Genomic DNA, 24,793 nt, shown 5'->3' on the forward strand with positions numbered 1-24,793 from the left:
ATCAAATCGACGCAAGCCATTATCCTAACATGCGTGGCGCGCGGCGTGCATCTGCATGGCCCGCGCGCCTCGTGCGATGGATTACTCCACCGACAGTTGCAGGTGCAGTTGCGAGCGCGCTGCACCACCTTCCATTGCTTCACTGGCGGTGTCGCGGTCCGATTGCGCGGACGGTGCGAGACGCGCGGTTTCAATGCGGTCGAGGTACTCGGTGGTGACGTCGCCGGTGATGTAGTTACCGTCGAAGCACGACGCTTCGAACTCCTTCAGCGCCGGGTTGATGTCGCGCACAGCCTGCTTCAGTGCCTCGACGTCCTGGTACACCAGGTGATCCGCGCCGATCATGCGTGCGACTTCATCATCGGTGCGGCCGTGGGCGACGAGTTCACCGCGCGTCGGCATGTCGATACCGTAAACGTTCGGGAATTTCACCGGCGGCGCTGCCGAGGCGAAGATGACCTTGTTCGCGCCGGCGAAGCGGGCCATCTGCACGATTTCGTGCGAGGTCGTGCCGCGCACGATCGAGTCGTCCACGATCAGCACGTTCTTGCCCTTGAATTCGATCGCCATCGCATTGAGCTTCTGGCGCACCGACTTCTTGCGCACAGCTTGGCCCGGCATGATAAACGTGCGGCCAACGTAGCGGTTCTTGAAGAAGCCTTCGCGATATTCAACACCGAGCTTCTTGGCGACCTGCATTGCCGCAGGGCGCGACGAATCGGGAATCGGCATCACCACGTCGATCGGCACATCCGGCAGTTCACGTTTGATCTTCTCTGCGAGGTAATCGCCCATGCGCAGACGCACGTTGTAGACCGGCACGCCATCGAGCACCGAGTCCGGACGCGCGAGATACACGAGTTCGAAGATACACGGATTCAGGCTCGCGTTCGGCGCGCATTGTTGCGAATGCAGATTGCCTTCGATGTCGATGAACAGCGCTTCGCCCGGCGCCACATCGCGCACGAATTCGAAGCCGATACCTTCAATCGCTACCGATTCCGACGCGACGATCCACTCCACGCCATGCGCCGTTTCCTGCTTGCCCAGACACAGCGGGCGGATACCGAACGGGTCGCGGAAAGCCAGCAGGCCGTAGCCGGCGATCAGCGAAACGATCGCATACGAACCATGCACGCGGCGATGCACGCCCGAGACCGCCTTGAACACAGATGCCGGATCGATTTGCAGGCCGGAAGTGGAGAGCTGCAGTTCGTGCGCGAGCACGTTGAGCAGCACTTCGGTATCGGAATTGGTGTTGATGTGGCGGCGGTCGACGCGGAACATCTCGTCTTTCAGTTGCTGCCAGTTGGTCAGATTGCCGTTGTGAGCGAGGATGATGCCGAACGGTGCGTTCACGTAGAACGGTTGGGCTTCTTCTTCACTCGACGCGGAACCGGCCGTCGGGTACCGCACCTGGCCGATGCCAGTGTTGCCGGGCAGGCTGCGCATGTTGCGCGTGCGGAACACGTCGCGCACCATGCCGTTAGCCTTGTGCATGTGGAAATTGCTGCCGTTCGCCGTCGCGATGCCGGCTGCGTCCTGACCGCGGTGCTGCAGGAGCAGCAGGCTGTCATAGATCAGCTGATTGACCGGAGATTGGGAAACTACGCCTACGATGCCGCACATGGCATGTCCTTCAAAGGTACGAAATTCGTGACGGCGGCCGGTGCCGGGGAAGCATCCGGGTCGCGCCGATGTCCTGCGTACTTCCTGCAACGCCTCGCCGGCTTGTGATCGTCACACACGGACGTAAGCAGCGAGTGTCTCGGGAAGCAGCGGTTTCAGTTCGTGCACGCCTTGGACCGCGTAGGGCCGCAACAAGGCGTTGCGCCAGAATTCCTGCTGGGGCAGTTCGGTCAGGCCTGCGAGGGCGACCAGAATCAGCACCAGGATGACCCCGCGAACGAGGCCGAACATCAAACCCAGCGAGCGGTCCACACCGCTCAAACCGGACGCCTGCACGAGCCGGCTCAACAGCGCGTTGGCGACACCCACCACCAGCATCACGCCGATCACCAGCAAGGCAAAAGCCAGCAGCCATTGAGTCAAGGCGCCGCCCGGCCACCTGGCGGGCATATACGGCACCACATAGCCGACGAAATGGCAGGCAATCAAAAACGCTGCAACCCAGCCGATCAGCCCGAATATCTCGGACAGAAAACCGCGCCAACCGCCCCGCAGGGCCGACAAACCTATCACCGCCATTACAGCGTAGTCGAAGGCAGTGAACATCGCTGACTTACTGTGCCGAGCCGTTGTTCGAGCCCGACGTCAGGCCGGCTTCACGGACCTTCGCAATCGCTGCCGAAGCGGCGGTCCGGTCAGCGAACGGGCCTGCGCGCAGAAGCGTACGGGTCGTGCCGTCAGCCTGTTTCCTGTGCTCGATATATGCGGGCACTCCCGCTGCTTTCAACTTGGACGTCCAGGCTTTCGCGCTCGCGTCGTCCGGGAACGAACCCAGTTGCACCGCGAAACGGCTGCCCGGCGGCGAGGCCGGCGTGCCGGAATCGGCATCTGCGGCGGCCGCGTCGGGGTTGCTTGTGGTCGCGGTGGCGTTCGTATTGTTCGTGTTGGCGGCGCTTTGAGTCGGCGCAGGGGTCGGCTTAGACGGTTTCTTCGAAGCAGGCACTTGCGTCGACGCCACAGCGGACGCTTGCGACTTGCTGCTCTTGCCGGCTTGCGCCGGTGCAGCGGCCGTGCCCTGCTGCGTCATGGTGTTTGTCGGAGCGGGCGCGGCCGGAGCCGGCGCTACGCCGGAGGCTGCGAGGGCGCTATTCGCGCTATCTGGGGCCGGATTATCAGGTGCGACACCTGCCTGGGTGTCTTCATCGGCAGCGGCTGCTTTGGGCGCCGGACGGGTGGGGATATCGATGGCGATATCGTCCGTTACAGGTTTCGGATGCGAATCCAGCACCATGGGCAGGATCACGACCGCTGCCACCACCATGGCTATCGCGCCTACCAGGCGGCGACGCGCGCGCTGTTTTTCAGGCAACGTAGGGTCGAGCAGCATTGCATCGGCGTCAGGCCGTTCCGTGCGGCGGGTGGTTCGCCGCTCCACGCGCTCGCCACGGGCGGCCCGGGTGGAACTCGTATTTGCGCCACGCCGGGTAGGCGTGTCGTCTTTCTTGCCGAACGAGAAAATTCCCATGAATGGCTTGGTTCGAGGCTGCCGCCCGTTCAGTGTTGCTGCGATTTACGGTAGTCCATTACGCCGGCTACCGTATAGAAACTGCCGAAAACCACGATTCTATCATTCTCCGAGGCCCGTTTTAGCGCGTCTTGGAAAGCCTCGGCCGGCGATTCGAACCGCGTGATGCTGCTATCGGGGCCATCCGTCACGCCGCACTCGCGCAGGGTGGCGTCGAGAAACTCGGCGGACGCCGCCCGCGGGCTCGGCAGACCGGTTACGCACCAATGGGCGACTTCGCCTTTCAGGTGTTCGATCACGCCAGCGATGTCCTTGTCGTGCATCGCGCCAAATACGGCATACGTGTACGGAAAATAACCCATATTGCCGAGATTCTGCGATAAAACTGCAGCAGCATGTGGGTTGTGACCAACATCGAGGACGATGGCCGGTTTGCCCGGCAGCACCTGAAAACGGCCCGCCAGTTCGACGTTCGCCAGACCCAGACGGATGTCCTGCGCGGAAACAGGCAGACGGTCCCGCAAAGCCTCGAGGCCCGCCAGCGCGGCGGAGGTATTGATGAGCTGATTCGCGCCGCGCAGCGCCGGGTAGGCGAGTGCCGAGCGGCGCAGCGTGCGGCCCACATAGCTCCATTGCTGACGCTCGCTGCCGGCTTGGCCTTCATAGCGAAAATCGCGGCCGAAGAGCCATAGATCGGCGCCGATCGCTTCTGCATGATCAATCAGCGTTTGTGGCGGCACCGGGTCCGCGCAGATCGCCGGCCTACCGGGGCGGAAAATGCCCGCTTTCTCGAAACCGATTTTCTCGCGCGTATCGCCGAGGTATTCGGTGTGATCGATGTCGATGCTCGTGACGATCGCACAATCGGCGTCGAGGATGTTGACCGCATCCAGACGTCCGCCGAGGCCCACCTCGAGAATGACCGCATCCAGCCCGCTCGCGGCAAACAGATGCATGATGGCCAGCGTCGTGAATTCGAAGTACGTCAACGAGACCGGTTCCGCGAGGCTCAGGCGCGCCGCTTCGACCGCCTCGAAATGCGCCAGCAGGTCGGCGTCGCTCGCCACCTCGCCGTTTACCCGCGCCCGTTCGTTGAACGTAAGGAGATGCGGGGAAGTGTGGCAACCCACTCGATAACCTGCGCGCAGCAAGATCGTTTCGAGGATCGCGCACGTCGAGCCTTTGCCGTTGGTGCCGCCCACCGTGATCACCGGGCAGTCGAACGACAGTTGCAGCGCGTCGCGCACCTTGCTGATCCGCGTCAGCCCCATGTCGATACCGACCGGATGCGCGGATTCGAGGTGCTTGAGCCAGGCGTCGAGAGTCGGGAATGTGGTGGTCATCTGCTGCGTCGGTTAGGCGGTGTTGCGAACTTGCGCGAGACCGCGATTATCCCGGAAATGACAGCGCGCCGCTTGATGACCTCTCGCGGCGCGCTGTTTTTACACTGCCGTGCTGTGTGGCACGGCATCGAAGGCCTGTGTGGCAGTTGCGTTCGTTACGTTCGCTGCGTTCGTTCAGGCTACCGCGTCAGCCGGCTGGCGGGACATCAGTGCCATCAGACGCGCGATTTCCTCACGCAGCTTGCGACGATCGACGATCATGTCGACCGCGCCCTTCGTCAGCAGGAATTCGGCACGCTGGAAGCCTTCCGGCAGTTTTTCGCGCACGGTTTGCTCGATCACTCGCGGGCCGGCAAAGCCGATCAGCGCCTTCGGCTCCGCGATCACCACGTCGCCGAGGAACGCGAAGCTCGCCGACACACCGCCCATGGTCGGATCGGTCAGCACCGAGATGAACGGCAGCTTGGCGTCGGACAGCTTGGTCAGCATTGCCGTGGTCTTGGCCATCTGCATCAGCGACAACAGGCTTTCCTGCATCCGCGCGCCGCCCGAAGCGGTGAAGCAGATGAACGGCACGTTCTGCTCGAGTGCGTTCTGCGCGCCGCGTGCGAAGCGCTCGCCGACTACCGAACCCATCGAGCCGCCCATGAATGAGAACTCGAAGCAGGCCACCACGCACGGCAGCGTGTGAATCGCGCCACCCATGACGACCATCGCGTCGGTTTCGTCGGTTTCATCCATCGCCTCTTTCAGGCGTTCCGGGTACTTGCGGCTGTCCTTGAACTTGAGTGCATCGACCGGCAGGATCTCCTGGCCGATTTCGTAGCGGCCTTCCGGATCGAGCAGACCGTCGAGGCGCTCACGTGCGCCGATGCGCATGTGATGGTCGCACTTCGGGCACACGTGCAGATTGGCCTCGACGTCGTTGCGGTACAGCACCGCTTCGCACGACGGGCACTTGATCCACAGGCCTTCCGGAATCCCTTTACGGTTTTTCGGATCGGTTTGCTTGATTTTGGGTGGCAGCAGCTTGTCGAGCCAGCTCATGGTGATTCCTTCTTGGGTCTTCGGTACGCACAACGGCGGGGATAAACCCCGCCGCAAGCCTACAGCAGACAAAAAATAACGGTTATCGGGCGGTCGCGCCAATGCCGTCGAGCGCCTCGCGGATCTCCGCGATGAAACGCGTCAGCGTCTCGGCGGCTGTCTCCGGTGCGGCTTTTTCGAGCAATTGCACGATACGGCTGCCGATCACGACGGCATCGGAGACTTCGGCCACCAAGCGCGCTGTCTGGGCGTCCCGGATGCCAAAACCGACGCCCACCGGCAGGGGAACGCGCGACTTGATGGCGGGGATTTTACTCGCGATGCTGGAAACGTCCAGATTTGCCGCTCCGGTGACCCCTTTCAGCGACACATAGTAGACGTAACCACTAGCGATTTTGCCGACTTCAGCGATGCGATCGTCAGTCGACGTGGGGGCGAGCAGGAAGATAGGGTCGATGCCAGACGATCGCATCTTTTCGGCGAAGATCACAGACTCTTCCGGCGGATAATCGACCACTAGCACACCGTCCACGCCGGCTTGCTGCGCCGCTGCAGCGAACGCCTCAACGCCCATCCGTTCGATCGGATTGGCGTAACCCATCAGCACGACCGGCGTCTTGTCATCGCGCTCGCGAAACCTCTTCACGTCGGCCAGCACGTGACGCAGCGAGACGCCATGCGCCAGCGCGCGCTCGGACGAGGCCTGGATGACCGGGCCGTCGGCCATCGGATCGGAGAACGGGACACCCAGTTCGATCACGTCCGCGCCGCCGGCTGCCAGCGCGTGCATGAACTCGACGGTGCGAGCCGGATCCGGATCGCCCGCCGTCATGAATGGGATCAGTCCTTTCTTGCCTTGCGCAGCCAATGCTGCAAATGTGTTCTTGATACGGGACATGGAAATTTTCTCGAAAAGAGTTAGCTGCGCGTTCGTTGCTTTTTGGAGCCTATTCCCTGATTTTTACAACCTGTTCGGCGCTGCATACGCGCTTAGGGGCGTTAGCTCAGGTTTCAACATCCACAGACGCAACGGGCGTGGCGGGTTCGGTCAGCGCAACCGGCGCGGCCGCGCTGACGCGTTCACGCGCTATCGCGCAGTAACTTTCATTAATTTCATAGCCGACGAATTCGCGCCTCTGACGTGCGCAAGCGACTGCCGTGGTGCCGCTACCCATGAACGGGTCAAGCACGCGGCCGCCCGGCGGGCAGCTCGCGAGCACCATCCGCTCGACGATCTCCAAAGGTTTCTGGGTCGGGTGATCGACCCGCTCGGCATGCTGCCGATGCAGGCGCGATACCGACCAGACATCCTTCGGGTTATAGCCTTGCTCCAGCCACTTGCTGCCTTCGAACAACTTGCGCGAACGCGCCTTCTTCGTGATGGCATCGTACGGGATGCGGACGGGATCGAGATCGAAGTAGTAATCCTTCGACACCGCGAAAAAGCCGATGTTGTCGTGCACGGACGTAAAGCGACGGGTGGTGCCGCCCATGCTCGGCACGCGCCGGTCCCAGATGATCTCGTTGACCATCGTGAGACGAGTCTTCAGGAAGCAGAAGATTTCCGGCGCGTATTGCCACGTGCAAAAGATATACAGCGAACCGGACGGCTTGAGCTTCGGGATCGCCAGCTCGAGCCAGCTACGCGTCCAGGCGATAAAGTCGTCGCCCGAGCGCATATCGGAGTCGTTGCCGTAGTCCTTGCCGAGCCCATACGGCGGATCAGCAAGGATCAGGTCGATCGACGCATCCGGCAGGTTCGCCACATCGGTCAGAAAATCGCGGTTCAAGAGCTGAATACCGGCGGGCACCACAGGCAAAGCAGCCGGAGACGCCAATGCAGGCGCCTCGGTTGCTTCCACTTGGGGCGTTTCGGCTTGAGCTGTCACAGCCTCGGCCATCGCGGCCTCAGCCTCTCCAGCCTCGGGGCCGTCGATCGCCGGTTGCGGCTCGTCGAACTCGTCGCGCATCGTCGCGGCGCTCAGAACGTGATACCCGATCGCTCAGCGACCGTGTGCATGTCCTTGTCGCCGCGACCCGACAGGTTCACCAGAAGGCACTTGTCCTTCGGCAAGGTCGGCGCGAGTTTGGCCGCATAGGCCAGCGCGTGGCTCGATTCGAGCGCCGGAATGATGCCCTCGATCCGGCAGCAATCGTGGAACGCCTTGAGCGCTTCTTCGTCGGTGATGCCGACGTATTGCGCACGGCCAGTTTCGTGCAGCCAGGCGTGTTCCGGACCGACGCCCGGATAGTCGAGACCCGCCGACACCGAATGCGTCTCGATAATCTGGCCGTTTTCGTCCTGCAGCAGATAGGTGCGGTTACCGTGCAAGACTCCCGGGCTACCGCCGATCAGCGAAGCTGCATGGCGACCCGTGTCGAGGCCATCCCCGGCAGCTTCGACGCCGATCAACTGCACTTCTTTGTCATCGATATATGGGTAAAAGATGCCCATCGCGTTAGATCCGCCGCCCACGCACGCGATGACCGCATCCGGCTGACGGCCGACCAGTTCGGGCATCTGCACCTTGCACTCATCGCCGATCACGCGCTGGAAATCGCGCACCATCATCGGATACGGATGCGGACCCGCTACCGTGCCAATGATGTAGAACGTGCTTTCGACGTTGGTGACCCAGTCGCGCATCGCTTCGTTGAGCGAGTCTTTCAGCGTTTTGGATCCCGATTCGACCGGCACAACGGTAGCGCCAAGCAGTTTCATGCGATACACGTTGGCGGCCTGCCGGCGTACGTCTTCCGAACCCATGTAGACCACGCACTCCATGCCGAAGCGGGCAGCAATGGTCGCCGTGGCGACCCCGTGCTGCCCCGCGCCGGTTTCCGCGATCACTCGCTTCTTGCCCATGCGTTTGGCGAGCAGGGCCTGGCCGATTACGTTGTTGATCTTGTGGGCGCCAGTGTGATTCAGGTCTTCACGCTTGAGGAAAACCTGAGCGCCGCCAAGCAGTTCGCTCCAGCGCTGAGCATGATAAATCGGGGAAGGACGGCCAACGAAATGCTTCAGTTCGCGTTCGTATTCAGCAACGAACTCGGGGTCTTTCTGGAATTTTTCGTAGGCTTCACGCAGCTCGTTGAGTGCATGGACCAACGTTTCAGCGACGAACACGCCGCCAAATTGGCCGAAATGGCCTCGTTCATCGGGCAAGTTATACATGGTGTCACTCTTCTCAGTGTGCCGGACCGCTCGCGTCATGCGAGGCCGGCTCCGGCGGAATCACTCTGCGTCCGCCGCGCGCACTGCGCGCACGAACGCCGCCATCCGGGCGTGATCTTTTACGCCCTTGGCGCCCGCTACTTCGATGCCGCTCGAGACATCGACCGCGTACGGGCGCACGCGATGAATCGCATCACTGACGTTTTGCGCGTTCAACCCACCACTCAAAACGGCCCGACGCGCGAGCTCTGCTGGAATAAGTGACCAATCGAAAACCTTCCCGCCGCCGCCATAGCCTTCGACATGGGTGTCGAACAGAAGAGCGCTGGCAGCTGCATAGTTAAGTGCCGATTTTACCAAATCGGCTTGCTGAGTATCGGCCTCAACCCGCAAAGCGCGCAACCAAGGCAAACCCGCAACGCTGGCGAGCGCCTCGCATTGCTGAGGCGTCTCGTCGCCGTGGAACTGTAGCAGGGTGAGCGGAACGTTGCTCACCACCTCGCGCATCCACTCGGGCGACGCGTTCACGAACAGCCCTACCACCGACACGAACGGCGGCACGTCCCGCACCAGTTCGAGCGCCTGCGCTACGTTAATCGAGCGCGAACTGGGCGGATAGAAATTGAGGCCGATAGCATCCGCGCCGAGGTCGATGGCGTGGGCCACGTCCTCGGGCTTCGACAACCCGCACAGCTTGATGCGGGTCCGATGGGGCGCCGCGGCTTGCGTCGCGCCCTGCTGCTGGGGTGCGCCGGCCGCGGCCGGCTGGTTCAAGGTGGTTGAATTCATGATTGCGCTGATTCGGTCCAAACGGTACTCCACGGCACACTGGCCGCCTGCGCAGCGGGCACCGCGAATTCCTGAGGATAGCCCACTTGCGCGAGATATAGGCCGTCAGGCATGAAAGTAGGGGCGGCCTGATTGCGATCGCGGCTCGCCAGCACATCGGCCATCCACGCCGCAGGATAGCGCCCACGTCCGACTGCCACGAGACAGCCCATCAGATTGCGCACCATGTGGTGCAGGAAGGCGTTGGCGCGGAAGCGGAAGTGGATGAAGTCGCCCTGCTGCCGCACGTCGATCTGGTACAGATGCTTGACTGGTGTTTTCGCCTGGCATTCCGATGAACGGAACGCCGAAAAATCGTTCTCGCCGATCAGATAAGCGGCGGCGGCGCGCATCGCCTCGACGTCGAGCGGCGTGTGCACCCAGCCGGCGCGTTCGGCCAGCATCGGCGAGCGGACCGGGTGGACGTACAGCGCGTAGTAATAGGTCCGCTCGAACGCCGAAAAGCGCGCGTGGAACGTCTCCGGCATCGGCTTCGCCCACTGAACCGCGACCGTTTTGGGCAGAAACGCATTGGTGCCGCGCACCCACGAGAAATCCGTACGATCCAGTTCGGTGTCGAAATGCACGACCTGTCCGAGGCCGTGCACGCCGGTATCGGTACGGCCGGCCACCACGGTCTGCAGGGGCGTCTGCGCAAATTCGCGGAGCGCTCTTTCGAGCGCATCCTGGACCGTCTTGCCGTGCGGCTGCGACTGCCAGCCGCAAAATGCCGAGCCGTCGTACTGGATTCCTAGCGCAATCCGTGTCACGGCGGGCATTACGACAGAGGCCGCAGCGTCGACAGCAACGCCCGCGCTTCGCTGCGCGTGGCAGCGTCGTTCGTATCAATCACTTCCTGGATCAGCGCTCGCGCGCCGGCCAGATCGCCCAGTTCGATGTACTCGGAAGCCAGATCGAGCTTGTTGCGAGCAATCCGGACCAGGTCATGCGGCGTGAACGATGGCAGTGGTTGCGCGGGACTCGGCGGCAACTCCAGATCGAAGTCCAGATTCAGCGCGCCGAAGCCGGCAGCGCCTAGCCCGGCGACGGCCGCTGGGCCTGCCGTGCCAGCAGCGATTTCTTCGGCGGCAGGGAGTGAGCCCGCGGAACCGTGCATGAAGGCATGCTGCGCGGTGATCTCGGGCTCGACCATCGGCTGCGTCGACAGCGAAGCCGGCGGCGTTACCGGCGTGGCTGGCGATACCGGCTCGGTGCGCGGCGGCAACGCCATGTCGAGGCTGCCGAAGGCGTCGACTGCATCGCGGGGGAAGCTGCTTGCGGCGGCCGGCTCAGCCGGGGATGCGTTTTGCTCGACGTGTGGCGCGTCCGGTTGCTGATCGGTCGGCGCTGCTTCGTGCGGTGCCTGTTCGAATGTTTCGGGCGCGGAGGGCTGTTCGTGCGTCGATGGAGGGAATGCCTCCGGCGACAGCGATTCTCCGTGCGGCACCGATTCGGATACCTGGGGTGTCAGCGGCTCGCCCCACTCCGGCTCAAGTTGCGGCGGCGAGGGGAGCGGCTGCGGGGCTCCTGTGTGATAGAGCGACGGCTCGGCGGGATGTTGGCCGAATGGCGACCCCGTTTGCGGCTCGCCAAGCGGCGCCGGTGCACCGAAATCCATCTGCGGATGCGGCGGTTCGTTGCGTTCAAGCGGCGGCTCTTCGGCGGCACTTTCTTCAGAGGGATGCTCCGCGGGCTCCGTCCATTGATTCGGGCCGGCCGGCGCAGGGTGGGTCGGATGCTCGATCGCTGGGTGGAACTGGTCTGGACGCAATACGTCAGTCCCGGGTTCTATGACCGGAGCGTGATCGGCCGAGGCGGTGGTGTCTTCGAAGGAGGACGGTGCAGAAGTGTGCTCGGCCGGTTCGTACGTCGCTGTTTCGCTCTCTGCTGACTTCCGTACTGCGGCCTCGTGCTCTTCCACTTCATGCGAGGCCGCTTCTTCATGAGATGCCGCGTCATGAGCCGCTGCCTCGTGCTCTGCGATCTGCCGGGCCGTTGCCTCCCGATCCGCCAATTCACGTGCAGTTGCTTCTTCGTGCGCAGCAGCCTCGCGAGCCGCTGCTTCGCGCTCTGCAGCCTGTTGGGCTGCCGCCTCACGCTCCGCGGCTTCACGTGCAGCCGCTTCCTCGTGTGCCGCAGCCTCACGGGCTGCTGCCTCGCGCTCTACGGCCTGCTGGGCGGCTGCCTCCCGCTCCGCCGCTTCACGGGTAGCCGCTTCTTCGTGTGCCGCAGCCTCGCCAGCTGCGGCTTCGCGCGCCGCGTACCCGCCGGCAACCACTGAGTCAGACGTACCAATCTCATCATGCGGCGCGAAGTTATCCCGCGCCAGCACAGTCTCCGGCCCCGCCACGGGTTCAGTTTCAGACGCCCCAGCAACCTCCCCCGACGTCACGCGACTCTTACGCCGACGCATCCCTAGTGCAGCCAGCAAGGCGACCGCCGCTGCGCCGATTGCAGCGGCAAAGCCGAGGTTCACCGGGGACAGGTCGAAGCCGCCACTCTGAGTGTGCGAACTCGCCACAGCACCCGTGCTCTGCACATGAGTCCCGCTGGCAACGACCGCCGGACTGCTCTCAACCGTCGCAGGACCGCTCGCCGAAGCAGGCTGCGCCGGCTTGCCGCCGATGCCATGCTTTTGCAATTCCAACAGCACCCGGCTCTTCAGCGCGAGCAACTGTTGCAGACTGGAAACCTGCGTCGGAGCCTGCAAGGCCTGCGGAGCGGAGGAAGGCGTAACCGGCAGCGTCGCAGACGCAGACGCCGCGGGGGCGACCGATGCCCCGGTCGCCGGCTGGATCGAGCCCGTCCAGACATGCGCACCAACCGCCTGCGAGGCAGACGGCGCGACGGCTGTCGACGAAACGCCGGCAGGCGCCGAAGCCGCGCCAGACACCGCACCGGACGCGGCCATAGCGGCCCCACTGCCGGCCAACGGCGCGCTAACGCCAGCGCCAGCACCGGGGGCCGAACTCGCCTGAACCGCCGCACTCGCCGGCCCAGAGACGGCCGGAGCAGCCTGCATGGCAGCACTCGCGGCATTCGCCTGCCCACTGGCAGGCTGCGACGCAGCGCTGACCGCAGTACTTGCCGCAGTTGCCGTGGCCGCCGTAGCGGGTGAAGCCGCCGCCGACGACGCACTCGCCGCTACAGCCGAACTTGCTGCCGCCCCCAACGGTGCCGAGGCCCCCGCAGCATCCGAAGCCACGATCGCCGCGCCCGTCGCATCCAGCGCCGGAATCGTCAGCACTGACCCCAGTCGCAGCCGGCTCGGGTCGTGCGACATAAACGCGTTCGGGTTTGCGTCGAACAAGGCCTTCGAGGCGCGCGCCAGCGTCGCGCGGTCGTGCGACTGCGTGGCCGCGATCGCTACATCATTCAGCGATTGCCCCGGATGAATCGAATACTGGCTGCCGGCGGCGAGCGGCGCGGAAGCACCGGCTGGCGCGCTGGCCGCGTCGACAGTCGCTGCCTGAGCGCCGGTTGCACCCCCACCCAGGCCGCCCAGCACGAAGGCCAGGCTAGCCGCGGCGGCGAACCGGCACACACTGCTGCGCGCGATAGCGCGACGGTAAGCGTGTCGGACGGTCATCTGGACCACGGGCGCGTCAGCGCTCAGCCCTTGTTTGCGGTTGGATTGAGACAAGATTTTGGGAGCACACCAATGAAAAAAGCGCCGCGCGAGCGCGACGCTTTTTGAGTTTTTACGCGTCGTAGCCGCGTAGTTTACTTTACTTGTCGAGCAGAATGCGCAGCATCCTGCGCAGCGGCTCTGCGGCGCCCCACAAGAGCTGGTCGCCAACCGTGAAAGCCGACAGATATTCGCCGCCCATCGCCAGCTTGCGCAGACGTCCCACCGGCACCGTCAGCGTGCCCGTGACCACCGCCGGTGACAGATCGCGGATCGACGCTTCGCGCTCGTTCGGCACAACCTTGACCCAGTCATTGGCCGAGGCGAGGATGCTGCTCACCTCGTCGAGCGGCACGTCTTTCTTCAGCTTGATCGTCAAAGCCTGCGAGTGGCAGCGCATGGCGCCGATACGCACGCACAATCCGTCCACCGGGATCGAACCGGGCGTGCCCATGGCCGGCTTGCCGAGGATCTTGTTGGTTTCTGCGCCGCCCTTCCACTCTTCCTTGGACATGCCATTGCCGAGGTCCTTGTCGATCCACGGAATCAGCGAACCGGCGAGCGGCACGCCGAAATGCTCGGTCGGCATGCGGTCGCTGTTCATCGCGGCGAGTACGCGGCGGTCGATATCCAGGATCGCCGACGACGGATCCGCCAGATCTTCCTTGGCCGAGCCATACAGCGTGCCCATCTGTTGCAGCAATTCACGCATGTTCTGCGCGCCCGCGCCCGATGCAGCCTGATACGTCATGGCCGTCATCCAGTCGACGAGGTTTTCGCGGAACAGGCCACCCAGCGCCATCAGCATCAGGCTAACCGTGCAGTTGCCGCCGATAAAATTCTTCTGACCCTTCACCAGCGCGTTCTTGATCACGTCGAGGTTGACCGGATCGAGAATGATGACCGCATCGTCCTTCATACGCAGCGACGAAGCCGCGTCGATCCAGTAGCCGTTCCAGCCCGCTGCGCGCAGCTTCGGGAACACGTCATTGGTGTAGTCGCCGCCCTGGCAGGAGATGATGGCGTCGCACTTCTTCAGGTCGTCGATGCTCGAGGCATCTTTGAGCTTGGTCTCGTTTTTAGCGAACGACGGCGCGTTGCCGCCCGCGTTGCTGGTGCTGAAAAACACCGGTTCGATCAGATCGAAATCGCCTTCCTGCTGCATACGCTGCATCAGGACGCTGCCGACCATGCCGCGCCAACCTACGAGACCTACGTTCATGACACTTACCCTTCGAGTGGAGGCTTCCCCGCATCTTTGCCCGCAGTGACCGCGCGGGGAAGATGGGCGGGCACGACGGACGATCAGCGAATCGTGATCGTTTTCGGGGTAATTGCTTTAATCAGCGTTTTGACGCTAACGGCGAGCTCAACCACACGGGCCGTTTTGCCGTGGTGGTTAGAAATCGAGGTGATTTGGAGAGCGCTAGCCATTTCTACAGTCTACACGAAAACCGGATTTGGGCGGCCTGATTCGCCGCTTTTGCGCGCGAATGGGCCGGATTTCGGGCCATTCGCGCGTGGGCGCGTCTCGAACTTACGACATCGTCCCTACGTCTTTACGGGCCACGAAACGTTCGCGGCCCGGGTAAAACACAACGCCAACAACAGCCTTAAAGTGCGGCGACGACAGCATCGCCCATCGCCGCAGTACCGACCTGCTTGCAACCCGGCGTGAGGATGTCGCCAGTACGGAAGCCTTGCTCCAGCACCTTCTTCACGGCGGCTTCGATGCGATCGGCCTGTTCGGCCTTGTTCAGCGAATAACGCAGCATCATCGCGGCGGACAGGATCGTGGCCAGCGGATTCGCCACGCCCTTGCCGGCGATATCCGGCGCCGACCCATGCGACGGCTCGTACAAGCCCTTATTGTTCTTGTCGAGCGACGCCGACGGCAGCATGCCGATCGAACCCGTCAACATAGCGGCTTCATCGGAAAGGATGTCGCCAAACATGTTGCCGGTGACGATTACGTCGAACGACTTCGGCGCCTTCACCAGTTGCATGGCCGCGTTGTCGACGTACATGTGCGACAGCTCGACGTCCGCGTATTCCTTCGAGACATCGATCATGATGTCCTTCCAGAATTGCGACGTTTCGAGCACGTTGGCCTTGTCGACCGAAGTCAGCTTCTTGCCACGCTTTTGCGCTGCCTGGAAAGCAACGTGCGCGATGCGACGTACTTCCGGCTCCGAATACCGCATCGTGTCGAAACCTTCCTTCGCGCCGGCGAACGGGCCGTCCGGTGCGTCACGCAGACCGCGCGGTGCGCCGAAGTAAATATCGCCATTCAGTTCGCGCACGATCAGGATGTCGAGGCCCGAAACGATCTCTTCCTTCAGCGACGACGCACCCGTCAATTGCGGATAGCAGATCGCCGGACGGAAGTTCGCGAACAGTTGCAGATGCTTGCGCAGACCCAGAATGGCCTGCTCGGGACGCAGCGCGCGTTCGAGCTTGTCGTACTTCCAGTCGCCGACGGCGCCGAACAGGATCGCATCGGCTTCCTTCGCGAGCGCGAGCGTCGAATCGGGCAGCGGGTGGCCCTTGGCTTCGTAACCTGCGCCACCAACGGGCGCTTCTTCAAGCTCGAATTTCTCGCCGAGCACATTCAGTACCTTGACGGCTTCCTTGACGATTTCCGGACCGATGCCGTCGCCGGGCAACACTGCGATCTTCATGCGAATTTCCTTGATTGTTTTCTTTTAAACCTGGGCACGCAAAAGCGCTAACGCCTCAAACTCAGGCGTGCACTTAACCGACGATACGGTGGCCCAGCCACGGCTGCTTCGTCAGACGCTCTGCTTCGAACTGACGAATCTTGTCAGCGTGACGTAGCGTCAGGCCGATATCGTCGAAACCATTCAGCAGGCAGTACTTACGGAAGCCGGCAACTTCGAACGGATACTCGGTGCCGTCGCCAATGCGCACGGTCTGCGCTTCGAGATCGATGGTCAGCTCGAAACCGTTGAACGCGTACGTTTCGTTGAACAGATGATCGACCTGTTGCTCTGTGAGCACGATCGGCAGCAGACCGTTCTTGAAGCAGTTGTTGTAGAAGATGTCTGCGAAGCTCGGCGCGATGATCGCGCGGAAGCCGTACTGCTGCAGCGCCCACGGTGCGTGTTCACGCGAGCTGCCGCAGCCGAAATTCTTGCGCGCCAGCAGGATCGACGCGCCTTGATAACGCGGCTGGTTCAGCACGAAATCGGGATTCAACGGACGCTTCGAATTGTCCTGACCCGGCTCGCCGTGGTCGAGGTAACGCCATTCGTCGAACGCATTCGGACCGAAACCCGTGCGCTTGATCGACTTCAGGAACTGCTTCGGAATGATCGCGTCCGTGTCGACGTTTTCGCGATCCAACGGCGCCACGACGCCGGTATGTACGATGAATTTATCCATGGCCCATCACCCACCAGAGTAAAGACCGGCGGCTGCGACACTGGGCGCGCCGCCGGTGGAATCGAAACAGAATCGCAGCGGCTTAGCCGAGCTTGCGAATATCGACGAAGTGACCTTCGATGGCAGCAGCAGCAGCCATCGCCGGGCTCACGAGGTGGGTACGTCCACCCGCGCCCTGACGGCCTTCGAAGTTGCGGTTAGACGTGGACGCACAACGCTCGCCCGGATCCAGCCGATCCGCGTTCATTGCAAGGCACATCGAGCAGCCAGGCTCGCGCCATTCGAAACCGGCGTTGGTAAAGACCTTATCCAGCCCTTCACGCTCGGCCTGCGCCTTCACCAGACCTGAGCCCGGCACGACCATCGCCAGACGGATGTTCGGCGCGACGCGGCGGCCCAGCTTGCGCACGACATACGCTGCGGCGCGCAAGTCTTCGATACGCGCGTTGGTGCACGAGCCGATAAAAATCTTGTCCGGCTTGATCGATTCGATCGGCAGGTTCGGTTCGAGCGCCATGTACTTCAGCGCACGTTCCATAGCGTCGCGCTTGACCGGATCTTTCTCGCGTTCCGGATCCGGCACGCGGCCATCGATTGCAGTCACCATCTCCGGCGACGTACCCCATGTAACCTGCGGCACGATTTCCGCAGCATTCAGTTCGACGACGCGGTCGAACTTCGCACCGTCATCCGATTTGAACTGCTTCCAGTATTCGACTGCGTGATCCCACTCGACGCCTTCCGGCGAGAACGGACGACCCTTCAGATATTCGATTGTCGTGTCGTCAACGGCGACCATGCCAGCCCGCGCGCCGCCTTCGATCGCCATGTTGCAGACGGTCATGCGGCCTTCCATGCTGAGCGCGCGGATTGTCGAGCCGCCGAACTCGATGGCATAGCCCGTGCCGCCTGCCGTACCGATCTTGCCGATGATGGCGAGCACGATGTCCTTCGCGGTACAACCGCGCGGCAATTGCCCTTCGACCTTCACCAGCATGTTCTTGCTCTTCTTCTGCAAGAGCGTTTGCGTAGCCAGCACGTGCTCGACTTCCGACGTGCCGATACCGTGCGCGAGCGCGCCGAACGCGCCGTGCGTGGACGTATGCGAGTCGCCGCAGACGATCGTCATGCCCGGCAGCGTAGCGCCCTGCTCCGGCCCGATGATGTGCACGATGCCCTGACGCAGGTCGTTCATCTTGAACTGCGTGATGCCGTAGGAATCGCAATTCGTATCGAGCGTGTCGACTTGCAGCTTCGACACCGGATCGGCGATGCCATGACTGCGGTCCGTAGTGGGCACGTTGTGGTCGGACACGGCCAGATTCGCGCTGATCCGCCACACGGGACGCTCAGCCAGCTTCAGGCCTTCAAACGCCTGCGGGCTGGTGACTTCGTGCAGCAGGTGACGGTCGATGTAAAGAATCGTCGTACCGTCTTCTTCCGTGTGGATCACATGTGTGTTCCACAATTTGTCGTAGAGAGTCTGTGCCATGGTATGCGGGGTAGTGATGACTGCGGGCAAGCTGTGTGTGCGATTGATTATGCCACGCTGATCCGCGATTTTGCGCACCGTTTAACGGAAAAACCCAGAAAAAACAGGGAGTTGGGTGGTAGTGGCGATACCTGTATCGATGGCACCCGGCAAGGTGCGGCGCACAAAGTCACGCCTGATCTGACCCGCCATCAACCCCAAAAGCAAAACGCCCCAACGTTTAACCCGTTGGGGCGTTTCCTTAACCGCAGCGCAGCATCACGCGTAGTACACAGCAGTCTGAATCGCTTAACCGCTAACTACACTACGCGACAATCTACACCTGCTTACCGGTCCGAAATAGCCTTCGCTTCACGCGGCGTATCGCCAACGAACAACTGACGCGGACGGCCGATCTTCTGTTCCGGATCGGCAATCATTTCGTTCCACTGCGCAATCCAGCCCACCGTACGTGCCATCGCAAAGATACACGTGAACATCGACGTCGGGATGCCCAGCGCGCGCTGCACGATGCCCGAGTAGAAGTCGACGTTCGGGTACAGCTTGCGCGACACGAAGTATTCGTCTTCCAGTGCGATCTTTTCCAGCGCCATGGCCAGCTTGAACAACGGGTCGTCGTGCAGGCCCAGTTCTTCCAGCACTTCGTGGCAGGTTTCGCGCATCAGCTTGGCACGCGGGTCGTAGTTCTTGTACACGCGGTGACCGAAGCCCATCAGCTTCACGCCGGAGTTCTTGTCCTTCACCTGCTTGATGAACTCAGGAATGTTGTCGACCGAGCCGATCTCTTCCAGCATGTTCAGCGCGGCTTCGTTCGCGCCACCGTGTGCCGGACCCCACAGGCAGGCGATACCGGCTGCGATACACGCAAACGGATTCGCACCCGACGAGCCGGCCAGACGCACCGTCGACGTGGACGCATTCTGTTCGTGATCCGCATGCAGGATCAGGATACGGTCCAGCGCGCGCACCAGCACGTCGTTGACCTTGTACTCTTCGCACGGGTTCGAGAACATCATGTGCATGAAGTTCGCGCTGTACGACAGTTCGTTCTTCGGGTACGCAAACGGCTGGCCGATGCTGTACTTGTACGCCATCGCCACCAGCGTCGGCAGCTTCGCGATCATGCGAATCGCCGACACGTCACGGTGACGCGGGTTATTGATGTCCAGCGAGTCGTGATAGAACGCCGACAGCGCGCCGACTGCGGCCACCAGAATCGCCATCGGGTGCGCGTCGCGACGGAAGCCACGGAAGAAGAAGTGCATCTGCTCGTGCACCATCGTGTGCTTCGTGACGGTCTCGACGAACTCTTCTTTCTCAGCTGCGTTCGGCAGTTCGCCCTTCAGCAGCAGAAAGCACGTTTCGAGGAAGTCGGCATTCTGTGCGAGGTTGTCGATCGGGTAGCCGCGGTACAACAGCTCACCCTTGTCGCCGTCGATGTAGGTGATGGCCGAATTACACGCCGCCGTCGACATAAAGCCCGGGTCGTACGTGAACTTGCCGGTCTGGCCGTACAGTTTGCGGATGTCGATCACGTCCGGGCCCATCGTGCCCTTGTAGATCGGCATTTCAACGCTCGGCGAGTTGTCGCTGAACGATAGCGTGGCTTTAACATCTGACGGGGTCATGGCACATCCTCAATCGAAGTATGGAAACAGGGTTTCGATAATTGCACGCGTGGAACAACGGACTGGCTTTACTCAAGCAGTGCGCAGCAGCTCCAGCAACCGGATCACATCCGGCTCTGCAAGGTCGCCTTCTGGTTCCTTGCGCGCGAGGAGCAAGTCCATCAGGTCGTTATCGCTCAGCTCTAGCAGGCGCGTAAGTGCGCCCACGTCGGCGTCGCTGAGGTCATGCTCGTATTTGCTGAAAAAACGCTCGAAAATCAGATCGTTTTCCAGCAGGCCGCGGCGGGCGCGCCAGCGAAGGCGCGCCCGCCGAAGCGGGTCAGCTTGATGCGATTCTTGCATGTCAGTACGCGCCGGGCCGCCCCAAGCGTACTGACCGCCCCCTTGGGGGGCAGCGAACGAAAGGGAGCGTGGGGGTTGTTTCATTAGACTGCACGGCGAACCATCAATTCCTTGATCTTGCCAATCGCCTTCGTCGGGTTCAGTCCCTTCGGACACACATCGACGCAATTCATGATCGTATGGCAACGGAACAGACGGTACGGGTCTTCCAGATTGTCGAGACGCTCGCCGGTCGCCTGGTCGCGGCTATCCGCGATGAAACGATAAGCTTGCAGCAAACCAGCCGGACCGACGAACTTGTCCGGGTTCCACCAGAAGCTCGGGCACGACGTGGAGCAGCTTGCGCACAGAATGCACTCGTACAGGCCGTCCAGTTCTTCGCGTTCTTCCGGCGACTGCAGACGTTCCTTTTCGGGCGGCGGCGTATCGTTGATCAGGTACGGCTTGATCGAGTGATACTGGTTGAAGAACTGCGTGAAGTCGCAGATCAGGTCGCGCACGACGGGCAGACCCGGCAGCGGACGCAGCACGATCTTCTGCGGCAGATCGTTCATGTTGGTCAGGCACGCCAGACCGTTCTTGCCGTTGATGTTCATTGCGTCCGAACCGCACACGCCTTCGCGGCACGAGCGACGGAACGACAGCGTTTCATCCACTGCTTTCAGCTTGAGCAGCGCGTCGAGCAGCATGCGTTCGTGCGAGTCGATTTCGATCTCATACGATTGCATGCGCGGAGCTGCGTCCTTGTCCGGATCGTAGCGGTAGATTTCAAATGTACGCTTGGCCATTTCTGAATTCCTTTGACTTGTGCCTTAGAAGGTACGCGCTTTCGGCGGCACCGATTCGACGGTCAGCGGTTGCATGTGAACCGGCTTGTAGTCGAGGCGATCGCCTTCGCTGAACCATAGCGTATGGCGCAGCCAGTTTTCGTCGTCGCGATGTTCGAAGTCGTCCTGTGCGTGCGCACCACGGCTTTCCTTGCGCGCTTCTGCCGACACCATCGTGGCGCGTGCCACTTCGATCAGGTTCGCCAGTTCCAGCGCTTCAACGCGGGCCGTGTTGAACACCTTCGACTTGTCCTTCAGATGCACGTTGTCGACGCGCTCGGCCACTTCGCGGATACGCTCCACGCCTTCGGAAAGCAGCTTCGAGGTACGGAACACGCCGGCGTGTGCCTGCATCGTGGCGCGGATGTCGTTGGCCACGTTCTGCGTGTATTCGCCCGACGAGGACTTGTCGAGCTTGTCGAGACGCGAGAGCGCGAAATCAGCGGCGTCAGCCGGCAACGGCTTATGTTCCTTGATTTCCCGCACGTGCTTGACGATGTGGTTGCCGGCCGCGCGGCCGAACACCACCAGGTCGAGCAGCGAGTTCGTGCCCAGGCGGTTCGCGCCGTGGACCGACACGCACGAGCATTCGCCCACTGCGTAGAAGCCGTTGACCGGCTCTTCGTGACCCTTCGACGTACCCACGACCTGGCCGTGAATATTCGTAGGAATGCCACCCATCTGATAGTGGATGGTCGGCACAACCGGGATAGGCTCTTTAATGCAATCGACGTTCGCGAACTTCAGCGCGATTTCGCGGATCGACGGCAGACGCTTCAGGATCGTCTCAGCGCCGATGTGCGACAGGTCAAGCAGCACGTGATCCTTGTTCGGACCTACGCCGCGACCTTCCTTGATTTCCTGGTCCATCGAACGCGAAACGAAGTCACGCGGCGCCAGATCCTTCAGCGTCGGCGCGTAGCGTTCCATGAAACGCTCGCCGTTCGAGTTGCGCAGAATGCCGCCTTCGCCACGCACGCCTTCGGTGATCAGCACGCCCGCACCCGCCACGCCAGTGGGGTGGAATTGCCAGAATTCCATGTCTTGCAGTGCGATGCCCGAACGCGCGGCCATACCCAGGCCGTCACCGGTGTTGATGAACGCGTTCGTGGATGCCGCGAAGATCCGCCCTGCACCGCCCGTAGCGAACAGCGTGGTCTTGCCTTCGAGGATGTAGACGTCGCCCGTTTCCATTTCCAGCGCCGTCACGCCGAGCACGTCGCCTTCGGCGTCGCGGATCAGGTCCAGCGCCATCCATTCGACGAAGAACTGCGTCTTCGCTGCTACGTTCTGCTGATAAAGCGTGTGCAGCAGCGCGTGACCCGTACGGTCAGCAGCCGCGCATGCGCGTTGCACCGGCTTTTCGCCGTAGTTGGCCGTGTGGCCGCCGAACGGACGCTGATAGATCGTGCCGTCCGCATTGCGGTCAAACGGCATGCCCATGTGTTCCAGTTCGTAGACTGCGTTCGGTGCTTCGCGGCACATGAACTCGATCGCGTCCTGGTCGCCGAGCCAGTCGGAACCCTTGATCGTGTCGTAGAAGTGGTAATGCCAGTTGTCTTCGCTCATGTTGCCGAGCGATGCGCCGATGCCGCCTTGAGCAGCCACGGTGTGCGAACGCGTCGGGAACACCTTGGACAGCACGCAGACCGACAGGCCGGCGCGTGCGAGTTGCAGCGAAGCGCGCATCCCCGAGCCGCCTGCGCCGACGATAACCACGTCAAACTTGCGACGCGGCAGAGAATTCTTGATTGCAGCCATTCTTTTATACTCTCCAGAGAATCTGCGCAGCGTAGCCGGCACACGCCAGCAGCCAGACGATCGTCAGGGCCTGAAGGAGGAGACGCACACCGACGGGCTTGATGTAGTCCATCCAGATGTCGCGAATACCTACCCACGCGTGGTAGAACAGGGACAGCAGCGTCACGAAGGTGGCGAGCTTCATCCATTGCGTCGCGAAGATCGACGCCCAGCCGTCATACGAAAAGTCTTGTGCGCCGAAGAACCACGCGAGCAGGATGATCGTGTAGACCGCCATGATCGTCGCGGTGATACGCTGTGCGAGCCAGTCGCGCAGACCGTAGTGCGCGCCGACGACGAGACGCTTCGGACCGATTCGGTTATTAGCTGACATTTTTTTAGAATGCTCCGAAGAGTTTGAGCGCGAATGCAATTGTCAGAAGCGACGAAACGACCAGCACGATGATGGAGGTTTGCTTGCCCTTCTCTTTCGTCGTGAGGCTGTGGCTCGTGTCCATGAACAGGTGGCGCACGCCAGCGCAGAAGTGAAACAGGAAGGCCCACGCGAGAACCAGCGTGATGAGCTTGACGATGATGTTGGAGAGGAAGCCCTTGAAGACGTCAAAGCTGAGCTCTGAGGTAAGGCTTTGATCGAAGAGGTAAAGCAGGAACGGAAGAAAAACAAACAGCAGCCCACCGCTGACGCGATGGAGAATCGACACACGCCCCGCTAGTGGGAGGCGATACGCCGTCAATATCTGCCCGATACCGATGTTCCGGAACTCCGGCCTCGGTTTTTTTACGGCTTCAGCCATGCTAGACCCCTACTATGTAGTAACACTAATCCTGAATTTTAGCGCCTTTTCATATCGCGCTGCAGCGAAAAACCCCAACGGTCCTTTCCTGCGCACGCGAGAATGGCGTTCTCAAGCGGGTTCCGCGCGTTATGCCCATCACCCTTAAACACATCGATCCAGCTCGAACTTCCGGGTCTCCGACAGCCCGGTTTTAGCTGAGATCGTTCTGATAGTAGTACCCAGTTGTGACATACCATCCGCGCCGCACTTCGACAGGGCGGTCCCCATAGGTATAGGACACGCGATCCACCGACAGCAACGGAAATCCGGGCGGCACCTTCAGCAGGTCGGCGACCGTGGGGTCGGCCGCCACCGCCCGAATCTTCTCGGACGCCCGGATCATACGGGTTCCGAACTCCGTCTCAAACATCGCGTAGAGCGGACCCTTGTACTCGGAGAGCCGCTCGAGAGTGAGTCCACGGAACACGACACCGGGCAACCAGATTTCGTCGAGAACCGTAATTTCACCATCAAACTGCAAAAGGCGCTTTATAAGCACCACTGGGTCGGCCGGTTTGAGATCGAGCTGGCGAGCGATATCGGCCGACGCGCGCAGGCGGCGGCATTCGAGCAGGCGGCTAACATGAGGGTGTTCGGCGCCGTCATCGGCCAGTAACCTGAGGAAGCGAAACTGGGCGCGATCCTCATTGTGCGTTGCAACAAAAGTGCCCTTGCCCTGACGGCGCACCAGCAGGTTATCCGCCGCCAGTTCGTCGATCGCCTTGCGCACCGTCCCCTGACTCACCTTAAAGCGGGCAGCCAGTTCAACTTCACTGGGAATGATCTCACCCGGCTTCCACTCACCCGACTCGAGGCTGTGTGTAATCAACGCCTTGATCTGCTGATACAAGGGGCTGAAAGTGGGCGATGTAGCGGGCGCAGCAGCAGCGGACGCACCCTCGCCCGGCCCCCCAGGGCCGTTAGGATTCGGAGTGCTCGCCGGGTTCGAATTCATGCGCGCATTTCATCATAAAGGCCCGTCTGCCGTCTATTACTTTCCCGGCAACAGATATGTCTTATATAAGACATAAGATACTGTTGACTTTGCGTGTGCCGACTCCTACACTCCTTGGCGAGCAAGGGTTCGAGGGTTGTTCAACGGCTTTTTCCAGGGTATCCACAGGTACTCCTGGCAGGCCGCCCGGCACCTAAAGCCGCTCTGCATCATGCTGTTGTCCCTCGCGGTCCCGCTTTCGATTCGCCGGTCTTTGTCCCGTCAGACGCTTCGGAAACACACCCTTGCAGGAGCCCGGCACCATGCAGCGGCCACCGGTGTCCCAAGCACCCGCTCCGCTGTACAGGTTTCCGGCATGGCGGTCTTGCCGCA

At 61.7% G+C, this 24,793-nt stretch carries 22 protein-coding genes; all 22 read right to left on the bottom strand.

Annotation, left to right across the window (positions count from 1 at the left end; genetic code table 11):
• Window positions 1-81: 81 nt before the first annotated feature.
• On the bottom strand, window positions 82-1,629 hold the full coding sequence (gene purF, locus P3T24_RS10695) for an amidophosphoribosyltransferase (RefSeq protein WP_074266598.1): 1,548 nt from the start codon (window positions 1,627-1,629) through the stop codon (window positions 82-84).
• 111 nt (window positions 1,630-1,740) lie between these two features.
• Window positions 1,741-2,235, bottom strand: a complete 495-nt coding sequence (locus P3T24_RS10700; RefSeq protein ID WP_074266599.1) for a CvpA family protein — start codon at window positions 2,233-2,235, stop codon at window positions 1,741-1,743.
• Window positions 2,236-2,242: 7 nt separating this feature from the next.
• Window positions 2,243-3,154, bottom strand: coding sequence for an SPOR domain-containing protein (locus P3T24_RS10705; RefSeq protein ID WP_074266600.1), 912 nt, complete (start codon window positions 3,152-3,154; stop codon window positions 2,243-2,245).
• A 29-nt stretch (window positions 3,155-3,183) separates the two neighbouring features.
• Entirely contained in the window at window positions 3,184-4,497 is a 1,314-nt protein-coding gene (gene folC / locus P3T24_RS10710; RefSeq protein WP_429434450.1) for a bifunctional tetrahydrofolate synthase/dihydrofolate synthase, read from the bottom strand.
• A gap of 174 nt (window positions 4,498-4,671) precedes the next feature.
• Entirely contained in the window at window positions 4,672-5,544 is an 873-nt protein-coding gene (accD, locus tag P3T24_RS10715; RefSeq protein WP_074266602.1) for an acetyl-CoA carboxylase, carboxyltransferase subunit beta, read from the bottom strand.
• A gap of 82 nt (window positions 5,545-5,626) precedes the next feature.
• A complete protein-coding gene (gene trpA, locus P3T24_RS10720; protein WP_429405772.1) occupies window positions 5,627-6,442 on the bottom strand; it encodes a tryptophan synthase subunit alpha in 816 nt (271 codons plus the stop codon).
• A gap of 106 nt (window positions 6,443-6,548) precedes the next feature.
• Window positions 6,549-7,514, bottom strand: a complete 966-nt coding sequence (locus P3T24_RS10725) for a DNA-methyltransferase (RefSeq protein ID WP_429434453.1) — start codon at window positions 7,512-7,514, stop codon at window positions 6,549-6,551.
• 11 nt (window positions 7,515-7,525) lie between these two features.
• Window positions 7,526-8,719: a tryptophan synthase subunit beta gene (gene trpB, locus P3T24_RS10730; protein WP_074266605.1), complete on the bottom strand. Its 1,194-nt coding sequence runs from the start codon at window positions 8,717-8,719 to the stop codon at window positions 7,526-7,528.
• Between the two features lie 60 nt (window positions 8,720-8,779).
• Entirely contained in the window at window positions 8,780-9,508 is a 729-nt protein-coding gene (locus tag P3T24_RS10735) for a phosphoribosylanthranilate isomerase (RefSeq protein ID WP_429434456.1), read from the bottom strand.
• Window positions 9,505-10,317: a tRNA pseudouridine(38-40) synthase TruA gene (gene truA / locus P3T24_RS10740; protein WP_074269234.1), complete on the bottom strand. Its 813-nt coding sequence runs from the start codon at window positions 10,315-10,317 to the stop codon at window positions 9,505-9,507. Before truA ends, P3T24_RS10735 begins: the two co-directional genes overlap by 4 nt.
• An 8-nt stretch (window positions 10,318-10,325) precedes the next feature.
• Window positions 10,326-13,136: a FimV/HubP family polar landmark protein gene (locus P3T24_RS10745; RefSeq protein WP_429434458.1), complete on the bottom strand. Its 2,811-nt coding sequence runs from the start codon at window positions 13,134-13,136 to the stop codon at window positions 10,326-10,328.
• 139 nt (window positions 13,137-13,275) lie between these two features.
• Entirely contained in the window at window positions 13,276-14,397 is a 1,122-nt protein-coding gene (asd, locus tag P3T24_RS10750) for an aspartate-semialdehyde dehydrogenase (protein ID WP_429405779.1), read from the bottom strand.
• 391 nt (window positions 14,398-14,788) lie between these two features.
• Window positions 14,789-15,856, bottom strand: a complete 1,068-nt coding sequence (gene leuB / locus P3T24_RS10755; RefSeq protein ID WP_074266609.1) for a 3-isopropylmalate dehydrogenase — start codon at window positions 15,854-15,856, stop codon at window positions 14,789-14,791.
• A gap of 73 nt (window positions 15,857-15,929) precedes the next feature.
• Entirely contained in the window at window positions 15,930-16,580 is a 651-nt protein-coding gene (leuD, locus tag P3T24_RS10760) for a 3-isopropylmalate dehydratase small subunit (protein ID WP_074266610.1), read from the bottom strand.
• Between the two features lie 82 nt (window positions 16,581-16,662).
• A complete protein-coding gene (leuC, locus tag P3T24_RS10765) occupies window positions 16,663-18,072 on the bottom strand; it encodes a 3-isopropylmalate dehydratase large subunit (RefSeq protein ID WP_074266611.1) in 1,410 nt (469 codons plus the stop codon).
• 326 nt (window positions 18,073-18,398) lie between these two features.
• Window positions 18,399-19,700 (bottom strand): citrate synthase, encoded by a 1,302-nt coding sequence (gene gltA / locus P3T24_RS10770; protein ID WP_074266612.1) that lies wholly within the window; start codon window positions 19,698-19,700, stop codon window positions 18,399-18,401.
• A 72-nt stretch (window positions 19,701-19,772) separates the two neighbouring features.
• On the bottom strand, window positions 19,773-20,042 hold the full coding sequence (locus tag P3T24_RS10775) for a succinate dehydrogenase assembly factor 2 (protein ID WP_074266613.1): 270 nt from the start codon (window positions 20,040-20,042) through the stop codon (window positions 19,773-19,775).
• An 83-nt stretch (window positions 20,043-20,125) separates the two neighbouring features.
• Window positions 20,126-20,830 carry a succinate dehydrogenase iron-sulfur subunit gene (locus P3T24_RS10780; protein ID WP_074266614.1) on the bottom strand — a complete coding sequence of 235 codons (705 nt, stop codon included), beginning with the start codon at window positions 20,828-20,830 and terminating at the stop codon, window positions 20,126-20,128.
• A gap of 24 nt (window positions 20,831-20,854) precedes the next feature.
• Window positions 20,855-22,630: a succinate dehydrogenase flavoprotein subunit gene (sdhA, locus tag P3T24_RS10785; protein WP_074266615.1), complete on the bottom strand. Its 1,776-nt coding sequence runs from the start codon at window positions 22,628-22,630 to the stop codon at window positions 20,855-20,857.
• Window positions 22,631-22,634: 4 nt separating this feature from the next.
• Entirely contained in the window at window positions 22,635-23,003 is a 369-nt protein-coding gene (sdhD, locus tag P3T24_RS10790) for a succinate dehydrogenase, hydrophobic membrane anchor protein (RefSeq protein WP_074266616.1), read from the bottom strand.
• A gap of 4 nt (window positions 23,004-23,007) precedes the next feature.
• Window positions 23,008-23,424, bottom strand: a complete 417-nt coding sequence (sdhC, locus tag P3T24_RS10795) for a succinate dehydrogenase, cytochrome b556 subunit (RefSeq protein WP_074266617.1) — start codon at window positions 23,422-23,424, stop codon at window positions 23,008-23,010.
• Window positions 23,425-23,617: 193 nt separating this feature from the next.
• Window positions 23,618-24,421, bottom strand: coding sequence for a GntR family transcriptional regulator (locus tag P3T24_RS10800; RefSeq protein WP_074266618.1), 804 nt, complete (start codon window positions 24,419-24,421; stop codon window positions 23,618-23,620).
• Window positions 24,422-24,793 lie beyond the last annotated feature (372 nt).

Origin of the sequence: Paraburkholderia sp. GAS33 (assembly GCF_050436645.1) — a bacterium.
Classification (GTDB): domain Bacteria; phylum Pseudomonadota; class Gammaproteobacteria; order Burkholderiales; family Burkholderiaceae; genus Paraburkholderia; species Paraburkholderia phenazinium_B.